General features: G+C 74.6%; 9 protein-coding genes. 5 read left to right on the top strand and 4 right to left on the bottom strand.

The window, feature by feature from the left end; genetic code table 11:
• On the bottom strand, positions 1-311 hold a 311-nt coding region (locus AB6N24_RS21960; RefSeq protein WP_412871487.1), incomplete at its 3' end, for a hypothetical protein.
• Positions 312-455: 144 nt separating this feature from the next.
• Here AB6N24_RS21960 and AB6N24_RS21955 point away from each other — a divergent pair.
• Complete coding sequence (locus AB6N24_RS21955; RefSeq protein WP_412871486.1) at positions 456-1,433, top strand: DMT family transporter; 978 nt, start codon at positions 456-458, stop codon at positions 1,431-1,433.
• A gap of 48 nt (positions 1,434-1,481) precedes the next feature.
• Here the strand turns inward: AB6N24_RS21955 and AB6N24_RS21950 are convergent, their stop codons facing one another.
• Positions 1,482-2,324: a class II glutamine amidotransferase gene (locus tag AB6N24_RS21950; protein WP_412871485.1), complete on the bottom strand. Its 843-nt coding sequence runs from the start codon at positions 2,322-2,324 to the stop codon at positions 1,482-1,484.
• A gap of 302 nt (positions 2,325-2,626) precedes the next feature.
• Between AB6N24_RS21950 and AB6N24_RS21945 the strand changes: the two genes are divergently transcribed.
• Genes AB6N24_RS21945 through AB6N24_RS21930 form a run of 4 tightly spaced genes read left to right on the top strand, consistent with a single transcriptional unit; the run spans position 2,627 to position 5,758 of the window.
• The gene (locus AB6N24_RS21945; protein ID WP_412871484.1) at positions 2,627-3,337 is read left to right on the top strand and encodes a hypothetical protein; all 711 of its coding nucleotides are present in this window, start codon (positions 2,627-2,629) and stop codon (positions 3,335-3,337) included.
• Positions 3,338-3,350: 13 nt separating this feature from the next.
• Positions 3,351-4,175: a bestrophin-like domain gene (locus tag AB6N24_RS21940; protein ID WP_412871483.1), complete on the top strand. Its 825-nt coding sequence runs from the start codon at positions 3,351-3,353 to the stop codon at positions 4,173-4,175.
• Between the two features lie 60 nt (positions 4,176-4,235).
• Positions 4,236-4,709 carry a transporter substrate-binding domain-containing protein gene (locus AB6N24_RS21935; RefSeq protein WP_412871488.1) on the top strand — a complete coding sequence of 158 codons (474 nt, stop codon included), beginning with the start codon at positions 4,236-4,238 and terminating at the stop codon, positions 4,707-4,709.
• The gene (locus AB6N24_RS21930; RefSeq protein ID WP_412871482.1) at positions 4,706-5,758 is read left to right on the top strand and encodes a cation efflux transmembrane domain-containing protein; all 1,053 of its coding nucleotides are present in this window, start codon (positions 4,706-4,708) and stop codon (positions 5,756-5,758) included. The genes AB6N24_RS21935 and AB6N24_RS21930 overlap by 4 nt, the downstream gene beginning before the upstream one ends.
• Before the next feature lie 64 nt (positions 5,759-5,822).
• On the opposite strand, the gene AB6N24_RS21925 is transcribed toward AB6N24_RS21930, so the two are convergent.
• Both AB6N24_RS21925 and AB6N24_RS21920 read right to left on the bottom strand, forming a co-directional pair.
• Positions 5,823-8,150, bottom strand: coding sequence for a rhamnogalacturonan lyase family protein (locus AB6N24_RS21925; RefSeq protein WP_412871481.1), 2,328 nt, complete (start codon positions 8,148-8,150; stop codon positions 5,823-5,825).
• Positions 8,151-8,506: 356 nt separating this feature from the next.
• Positions 8,507-9,099 (bottom strand): hypothetical protein (locus AB6N24_RS21920; protein ID WP_489672071.1); only part of this gene is annotated, 593 nt, incomplete at its 5' end.

The following is a 9,099-nucleotide window of genomic DNA, read 5'->3' as shown; positions in this document are numbered from 1 at the left end:
GCCGCGGTCCTCGCCGCGGCGAGCGCCTGCACGGCCGTCGCGCGATCGGCGGCCCGGACGTCCTCGAGCGCGGCCTCGACCAGCGCGGCGGTCGCGAGCACCTGCCGGTGCGCCTCGTCGAGCGCCTCGCGGTAGCGCCCCGCGGCGTCCGAGACCCAGTCGACGTGCTGCGCGGCGACGAGCCGGCGCGCGGCGTCGTGCACCGTCCCGGCGGCGCGCGCCACGAACGGCGCGACCGCCCCGGCGCCGCCGCCGGTCCACCCGGGCGGCTGCGTGCCGCTCCAGCCGGTCCCACCCCATGCCTCTGCCATGCGCGGGACGCTAGGGCGGTGCGTGCGGCCCTCCCCCGGGGGGCCGTGCACCGCAGCGCGCCGCGGACGCTCCCGTGGGCTGGGGTCGGCTTGCACGCGCCGGACGTGACGCCCGAGGTCGCCCCGGACGGCTACTCTCGCCCGGTGTCCCGTGCCTCGGCGCCGCTCGGCGTCCTGGCCGTCGTCGTCGGCTCGCTGCTCTTCGCGGTCAACGGCACGGTCGCCAAGATCGCCATGCAGGCCGGCCTCAGCCCGGCGCGGCTCGTCGAGCTCCGCTGCCTCGGGTCCGCGGTCCTCCTCGTCGCCGCCGCGCTGCTGCTCTCCCGCGGCTCGCTGCGGCTGCGTGGGCGCGAGCTCGCGGTCATGGCGGTGCTCGGGGTCGTCGGTGTCGCGCTCGTGCAGTGGTTCTACCTCGTCGCGATCTCCCGCCTGCCCGTCGGCCTCGCGCTGCTCATCGAGTACACCGCTCCCCTGCTCGTCGCGCTGTGGGCGCGGTTCGTGCTCCACGAGCAGGTCCGGGCGCGCGTGTGGTGGGCGCTCGCGGCCTGCCTGGGCGGGCTCGCGCTCGTCGCCCAGGTCGCCGACGGCGTGGTGCTCGACGCGCTCGGGCTGCTCGCGGCCGTCGGCGCCGCGGTGTCGCTCGCGTGCTACTACCTGCTCGGCGAGCGCCTGGTCTCCCGGCGCGACCCGCTCTCGACGCACGCGTGGTCGATGGGGTTCGCGGCGCTGTTCTGGATCGTGCTGCAGCCGCTGTGGACGTTCCCGGTCGGCACGCTCGGCGAGAGCGTCGCGATGCCGGGTCCGCTCGCGGGTGCCGAGCCGCCGATGTGGGCGCTCGTCACGTGGATCGTCGTGCTGGGGACCGCCGTGCCGTACCTGCTCTTCCTCTGGGGCATCCGGGCGCTGGGTGCCGCGCGGGCGGGGCTGCTCGGCATGACCGAGCCGGTCGCGGCGTCGGCGGCCGCGTGGCTGGTGCTCGGCGAGGCGATGACGACGGTCCAGCTCGTCGGCGGGGCGATCGTGCTGGGGGGCATCGTGATGGCCGAGACGGCGCGGCCACGGGACACCGACGAGGTCCGTCAGGACGGTGCCGCGGTGCTCCCGGAGAACGTGGTGCCCTGACGGCTCGCGGACGCGCCGCCGGGTGACGACCCGCCGCCGGCCGTGGCCTCAGCCCACGCCCTGCAGCGCCGTCGGGGCGAAGGGCTGGAGCTCCTCGCTCCCCGCGCGGACGGTGATGCACGTGGACTCCGGGACCTCGCGCCACGCGCCCTGCAGGTCGCCCAGCGGCTCGGAGACGACGAGGCGCGCGTCGTCGGAGACCTTGGCGAGCACCGGGCTGTCCGGGTGCTGCTGGCGCAGCGTGGCGGCGTCGGTGCTGCGGAACAGCGACCGGGACCGGCCCTCGCTCGAGTACCGGAACGCCCACAGGGTCTCGCCGTCGGTCGTCGCGACCGTCATCTGCACCGGGAACGGCACGCCGAGGCGCTGGGCCGTCGCCTCGATCACGCCGACCGCCCGCGCGACCGCCGCCGGAGGGTCGTCCATCAGGCCGTACGTCAGCGCGAGGTAGAAGAACGTCTCGGTGTCGGTGGAGCCCTCGATCTCCGCATACAGCGCAGGGTCGATCGCCATCGACAGGTCGCGCTTCATCGTCGCGAAGCCGTTGAGGTACCCGTTGTGCATGAACAACCAGCGGCCGTGCCGGAACGGGTGGCAGTTCGTCTCCTGCACCGGCGACCCGGTCGACGCCCGGACGTGCGCGAGCACCATCCGTGAGGAGATGTGGGCCGAGAGGTCGCGCAGGTTGCGGTCGTTCCACGCCGGCTCGGTGCTGCGGAAGCGCCCGGGCGTGTCCTGGGCGCCGTACCAGCCGAGCCCGAAGCCGTCGCCGTTGGTCGGCTCGGCGCCGAGCCGGGAGTTCAGGCTCTGCACGATCAGGGAGTTCTTCGGCATGTACAGCAGGTCCTCGACGAGCACCGGGGACCCCGAGTACGCCACCCAACGGCACATGACCGGACCTTCTCTCGTCGCTCACCGCAGGTGCGGGAGCGTCCAGCGTCGCGGGTCGCGGGAGGCCCGTCGTCATCCGCTGCGCATGACGTCCGGAGCGGGTGCACCACGCCGAGGGACCGTCGGTCCGTCCGGGACGAGCCGTCCACCAGCCGCTTCGTCCGTCCGGGATGAGCCGCCCACCGGCCGCGAGGCGTTTGACTCGGGCCACGCACGGTGCGCGGGCACCGTGCGCGGGCCGACGGAGGCATGGCGCTCCGGCTCCGGTCAGCGTCCTCGAGCGGCGGGGAGGGACGACGCGGATGGCACAGCAGGCGACCGTGCAGGGCGAAGGCGCAGTCCGGCCCGAGGGCGGGGCACCCCGTCGACCGCGCGTCCGCCTCGACCTCCTCGTCGCCCTCGTCCTGTCGGTCGCCGCTCTGATGACCGCGTGGTCGGCGTACCAGAGCGCCCGGTGGGGGTCCGTCCAGTCCCTGTCCTACGGGGCGGCGACGGCGGCCCGGCTCGAGAGCAGCCGGGCGTCGACGCTCGCCGGGCAGCAGACCATCATCGACGTCGAGCTCTTCACGAGCTGGCTCGAGGCGATGGACGAGGAGGGGCGGCCGCTCACGAGCACGTACGCGCCCGACGCGGGGTCGTACTCCGGGTTCGTGTACGCCCGGTTCCGGGACGAGTTCCGGCCCGCCGTGCAGGCCTGGCTCGCCGAGGAGCCGGTCACGAACGCCGACGCGCCGCCGAGCCCGTTCGCGATGGACGAGTACGTGCAGGACGCCCGGGTCGAGGCGCAGCGGCTCGAGGACCGGTCCAGCGCGAGCTCGTCCGACGCCCTGACCGCGAGCGAGCGCAAGGACAGCTACGTGCTCGTGACCGTGATGTGCTCGAGCGTCCTCTTCCTCGGCGGCGTCGGCTCCAAGCTCGCGTCGCCCCGGGCCCGCACCGCGACGCTCGGCCTCGCGGTGGTCGTCCTCGTCGCGACGGCGGGCGTGCTGGCGAGCTTCCCGGTCCGGGTGTGAGCCGGCGGCGGGCATGAACCTCCTCGTCGGGGCGCTGATCGCCGCCGCGGTCACCGCCGTCACGGTCACGGCGATGCTCCTCGTGCGGCGCAGGGCGCCCGCGGGGAGCCGGTTCAGCGACGGCGACCGCGCGTCCGGCGTCTTCGGGGTGCTGGCCACCGGCTTCTCCGTGCTGCTGGGCTTCATCATCTTCCTCGCGTTCGAGTCGTACGACGAGGCCCGCGCCGGCGCCGAGGACGAGGCCCGGCTGGTCGCGCTCCAGCTCCAGACGGCGCAGTTCATGGCGCCCGACGTCGCGGCCGAGCTCAGCGGGCAGCTCGAGTGCTACGCACGCTCGGTCGTCGCGCAGGAGTGGCCGGCCATGGCGGCGGGCACGCTCGGCGAGGCGGTCAACCCGTGGGGCGTGGAGATGTTCCGCACGCTCCGCGGGGTCGTGCCGGCCACCGACGTCGAGCAGTCCGCATACGACCGCTGGATGGAGCAGTCGGACGAGCGGCAGCTCGCGCGCCAGTCGCGGGTCCACGGCGCGGAGGGGCTCATCCCGCTGCCGCTCTGGATGGTCCTGTTCGCGGTCTCGGCCGTGATCTTCGTCTACCTGCTGTTCCTGGCCGACTCGGCGGAGCGCGCCGTCTCCCAGGGCGTGCTGATGGGCAGCGTCACGTTCGTCATCACCCTGCTCCTGCTGCTGCTCGCGTTCTTCGACCACCCGCACGGCGACCAGGTCGGCAAGCTGCGGCCCACCGCGATGCAGCGCACCCTCGTCATCCTCGATGCCCAGGCCGACGCGGCGGAGATCGACGTGCGGGTCCCCTGCGACGATTCCGGGGCGCCGCGCTGACCCACCGAGCCCTCGGCGTGCGAGAACGGGGCGCGGGGGTTGGATAGGGCTGTGACCAGGATGCTCGCGCCCGTCGCCCTCGGGCTCGTCGCCGTGCTCGCGCTCGGCGGCTGCTCCGCGACGATCCCCAGCGACCCCGACGGGACGCTCGAGTCGGTGCGCGGCGGGGTCGTGCGCGCCGGGGCGTCGGTCAGCCCCCCGTGGACGGACGCCGAGGCCGGCGCGCCGAGCGGGCTCGAGGTCGACCTCGTCGAGGACTTCGCGGAGACGCTCGACGCGCAGGTCGAGTGGACCGTCGCGGGCGAGGAGGAGCTCGTCGCCGAGATGGAGCGCGGTGAGCTCGACGTCCTCGTCGGCGGCCTGACCGCGAGCTCGCCGTGGGCCGACAAGGTGGCACTGACCTACCCCTACCTGACGACGACCGGGCCGGAGGGCGAGAAGGAGCTGCACGTGATGGCCGTGCCGTCCGGGGAGAACGCGCTCATGACCGAGCTCGAGCGGTTCCTGCTCGACCAGGAGGTGCAGCAGCCGTGACGCGCTTCGGGCACACCGAGCTCCCCGACGAGCAGGAGCGCGCGCTCCGCCGTGCCGTGCGGCTCGCGTGGCTGACGATCGGCTTCCTCGTGACGGCCGTGACGGTCGTGTACGTCACGATGGGCAGCTCGCAGGCGATGAAGGCCGCCTGGGCGGAGGACCTCCTCTCGTTCATCCCGCCGATCTCGTTCCTCGTCGCGACGCACCTCGCGAGCAGGCCGCCGAGCCACCGGCACCCGTACGGCTTCCACCGGTCGGTCGGCGTCGGGCACGTCGTCGCGTCGACCGCGCTCGTCACGATGGGCGCGTTCCTCGTCTGGGACTCCGGCTCGGGCCTGCTCAAGGGCGAGCACCCGCCCGTGGGGACGATGGTCGTGCTCGGTCACCCGGTGTGGTCGGGCTGGCTCATGATCGCGGCGATGGTCTACACGGGCATCCCGCCGGTGCTGCTGGGCCGGGCCAAGCTGCCGCTCGCGGCGAAGCTCCACGACCGTGTCCTGTTCGCCGACGCGGACATGAACAAGGCCGACTGGATGACCGCCGCGGGCGGGATCGTCGGCATCCTCGGCATCGGGGTCGGGCTGTGGTGGGCCGACGCGGTCGCCGCGCTGTTCATCTCGGGCAGCATCCTGCACGACGGGGTGCGCAACATGCGGGTCGCCGTCGCGGCGCTCATGGACGCGCGCGCGATGACCGTCGACGGCGAGGACGAGCACCCGCTGCTGCGCGAGGTCGACGCGGCGCTCGGCTCGCTGCCGTGGGTCGCCGAGGTCGGCTCGCGCGTGCGCGACGAGGGCCACGTGTTCCACGTCGAGTCGTTCGTCGTGCCGGTGGAGGGCCACCAGGTCTCGCTCGCCGAGCTGCGGGAGGCCCGGGAGCGGGCGATCCGGCTCGACTGGAAGGTGCAGGACATGGTGGTCGTGCCCGTCGAGGACCTGCCGGAGCAGTTCCTGCCGGGGCTCCGCGACGGGGAGGACGGCGCGCCCGCGGGCTCGGGCGAGGACACGGGGACGGGCACAGGCACAGGCACAGCGGGACGCTCGCGGTAGGCGCCGGGGACGCCGCGAGGGCACGCAGCCGCAGCCACGCGCCCTCGCGGGTCGACCGTGCGTGTCAGCGCGTCGTCCACCGCTGGTTGGCGCCCGCGTTGCACGTCCACAGCACGACGCGCGTGCCGTTCGCGGTGCCCTTCGCGTTCACGTCGAGGCACAGGCCCGACTGCGTCGCCACGACCGACCCGTTCGGCCCCGGGGCGAACCTCTGGTTGGCCGCGCCGCTGCAGCCCCAGATCACGAGCGCGGTGCCGGCCGTCGTGCCGCCGTCCTTCGCGTCCAGGCACATCGTCCCGCCGAAGGTGCGGAGCTCGCCCGCGGCGGTGAAGGTCCACGCCTGGTTCGCGGCGCCGCTGCAGTCCCAGACCTGCACCCCCGTGCCGTGCGCCGCCGAGCTCCCCGCGACGTCGAGGCAGCGGCCCGACTGCGCGCCGACGAGCTGGACCGTGCCCGTGGGCGCGGGGCTCGGGGCGGCGGTCGGGGCCGTCGTCGGGCTGGGCGTCGTCGGGGGCGTCGTCGGAGTCGTCGTCCCGCCCGGGACCGTGATGTTCGGCCACGGCGCGGCGGGCATCCTGTCCCCGAGGAAGAACGACGGGTGCGGCGGCTGGTTGTAGGCCGTGTTCTGCCAGGCCAGCGCCTCGCGGTACTGCAGGTCGTGCAGCAGCGTCGGGATGCGCAGGTCCGTCGGGACCGAGGTCGTGTAGATCCGCAGCGCCGTGTTGTCGGTCGTCGGCCAGATGATCTCCTCGCGCCAGTCGCCCAGGATGTCGCCCGAGAGCGACGGCGTCTGCTTCGTGGAGTTGTTCGAGTGCACGCCCGCCGCGGTGAGCAGCCGGGTGTCGCCGGTCGGCGTGTACTTGTCGACACGCGTGCCGTCGACGAGCTCCCGGACCGCGTCGCCGTCCCACCACGCGAGGAAGTTGTGCGCCGACGGCTTGCGGCCGACGTCGACGCCCTTCGTGTTCTTGAGCTGGCTCACGGCCGACGACCACGACTCGGCGCCCGGGCTGCCCGCCCAGACGTCCGCGGAGACGCCGCGGCCGTTGTCGCTGCCGCTCGGCGTCTGCCACAGGACCTGCCCGGTGCGCGCGTCGGCCATGAAGGAGCCCGGCTTGGCCTTGTCCTCGTCGACCTTGAAGAGCTCGAGGCCCGCGCGCGACGGGTCGAGGTCCCCGACGTGCATCGCGTCGCCGTGGCCCATCCGCGTGTTCCACAGGGCCTTGCCGGTGTCGTCGAGCGCCATCGCGCCGTAGACGATCTCGTCACGGCCGTCGGCGTCGACGTCGGCGACCGAGAGGTTGTGGTTGCCCTGGCCGGCGTACCCGCTGTTGCTGTTCGAGTCGAACGTCCACCGCTTCGTGAGCTTGCCGTCGCGGAAGTCCCACGCCACGACGACCGAGCGCGTGTAGTACCCGCGGGCCATGACGATCGACGGGCGGGTGCCGTCGAGGTACGCCGTCGCGGCGAGGAAGCGGTCGACGCGGTTGCCGTACGAGTCGCCCCACGACGAGACGGTGCCGCGCGGCGGCTCGTAGCTCGCGGTCGCGCGGGCGGCGCCGGTGCGACCGTCGAACACCGTGAGGAGCTCGGGCCCGGCGAGGACGTAGCCGCCGGAGTTCCGGTGGTCGGCCGAGGCGCTGCCGATCGTCGTGCCCTTGCCGTCCACCGTCCCGTCGGCCGTCTTCATGACGACCTCGGCGCGGCCGTCGCCGTCGTAGTCCCACACCTGGAACTGCGTGTAGTGCGCTCCGGCCCGGATGTTCTTCCCGAGGTTGATGCGCCACAGCCGCGTGCCCTCGAGCGTGTACCCGTCGACGTAGACCGGGTCGGTGACGCCGGACTGCGAGTTGTCCTTGGCGTTCGCCGGGTCCCACTTCAGGACGATGTCCAGGTCGCCGTCGCCGTCGAGGTCGCCGACCGACGCGTCGTTCGCGGCGTACTGCGAGCCCGGCGGGCTGATCCTCACGTCGCGGTAGCCGGGGCCGAAGTCGAGCGCCGTCGAGGCTGCCTGCTCGGCGCCGTCCACGACCGCGCGGACGGTGTAGGTGCCGCTCGTCGAGCCGGCGTGCAGGTAGTTCGTCGCGCCGGTGACCGGGGACGACGTGACGCGCGTGCCGTCGCGGTAGACGTGGAACGCGACGTCCTTCGGGTCCGTGCCGAGCAGGCGCCACGTGACCAGCGTCCCGCTGCCGGAGCGGACGCTCACGGCCCCGCGGCCGAGGTTCTCGAGCTGCTTGGGGCTCCCGGCGGCGGCCGCGGGGGCGGCGGCGAGCGGGGCGAGCGCGCCCGCGACGAGCGCGGCGGCGAGGGCGACGGGCAGGGCCCTCGCCAGGGGACGGCGCCGTCGCGGTGCCGGGTGTGGCACGGGTGCCAGGTGAGGCAGGGGCATCGGATCTCCTCCAGGCCGTCGGCCGCGCGGGGGCACGGCCGTGCGGGTGCCGGTCTCGGCATGCACCGGGGACAGGTCACCTCCGCGCGCCGCGACGAGCCCGCGGGAGCGGGTACGCCGGTGTACGACGATGCAGAAGGACGGTGCACCGCGACGCTAGGCGACCCCGCGGACGGTCGGGGGCGGATCCGGATGAGAGTGTTCTCGCCGCCCGGCCCGGCGGGCGGGACTGCCGGTGCTCACCAGGTCTCGGTGAGACCGGACAGGCGGTCCCGGATGCTCTCGGCGTCGTCCGGCCACCCCTCGCGGTGCGGCTCCGCACCGGAGTCGATCGACGACTGGTCCGGGTCGCCGACTCAGGTCGAGCCCGCCCCCGACGCCCGCCACCGCCCCAGCCCGAGCACCGCGACAGCCGCGAGCGCCGCCCCGACCGCCGCGAGCCGGAACCACGGCGCCCCGCTCCCCGGCTCCCCCGACGCCAGCACCGCGGCCGCGGTCAGCGTGAGCGCCTGCGCCCCGAGCTGGAGCACCGCGAGCCCGCGCAGCTCCGCGCCGACGAGCGCCACCTCGACGCGCGTCCCCCACCGCGCCTGGGCCGCGAGCGCGGCGGTCCGGAGCAGCAGGTGCACCGCGAGCACGAGTCCGCACGTGCGCAGGTCGAGCGCGACCGGGTCCTGCAGCAGCCGCACGCCGACGACCACGACGAGCAGGCCCGGCGCGATCCCGCCGGGCTGCAGCACCGCGACCACGACGCACCCGACCGCACCGACGAGCAGGAGCGGCCGCAGCCCGCCCGCCCCGACGTCCGCGAGCCCGGACAGCGCCACGACCAGCACCCCGAGCACCCCGAGCGCGCCGCGCAGCACCCCTCCGGGCACGGTCGCCCCGACGTCGACGAGCACGCGCTCGCGCCGCGACGACCGCCACGCCGCCAGCCCGGCGCGCGGCG

This window comes from Cellulomonas jepli (assembly GCF_047229345.1).
Taxonomy (GTDB): Bacteria; Actinomycetota; Actinomycetes; order Actinomycetales; family Cellulomonadaceae; genus Cellulomonas_A.
This window is presented reverse-complemented; position numbering and strand designations above follow the sequence as displayed.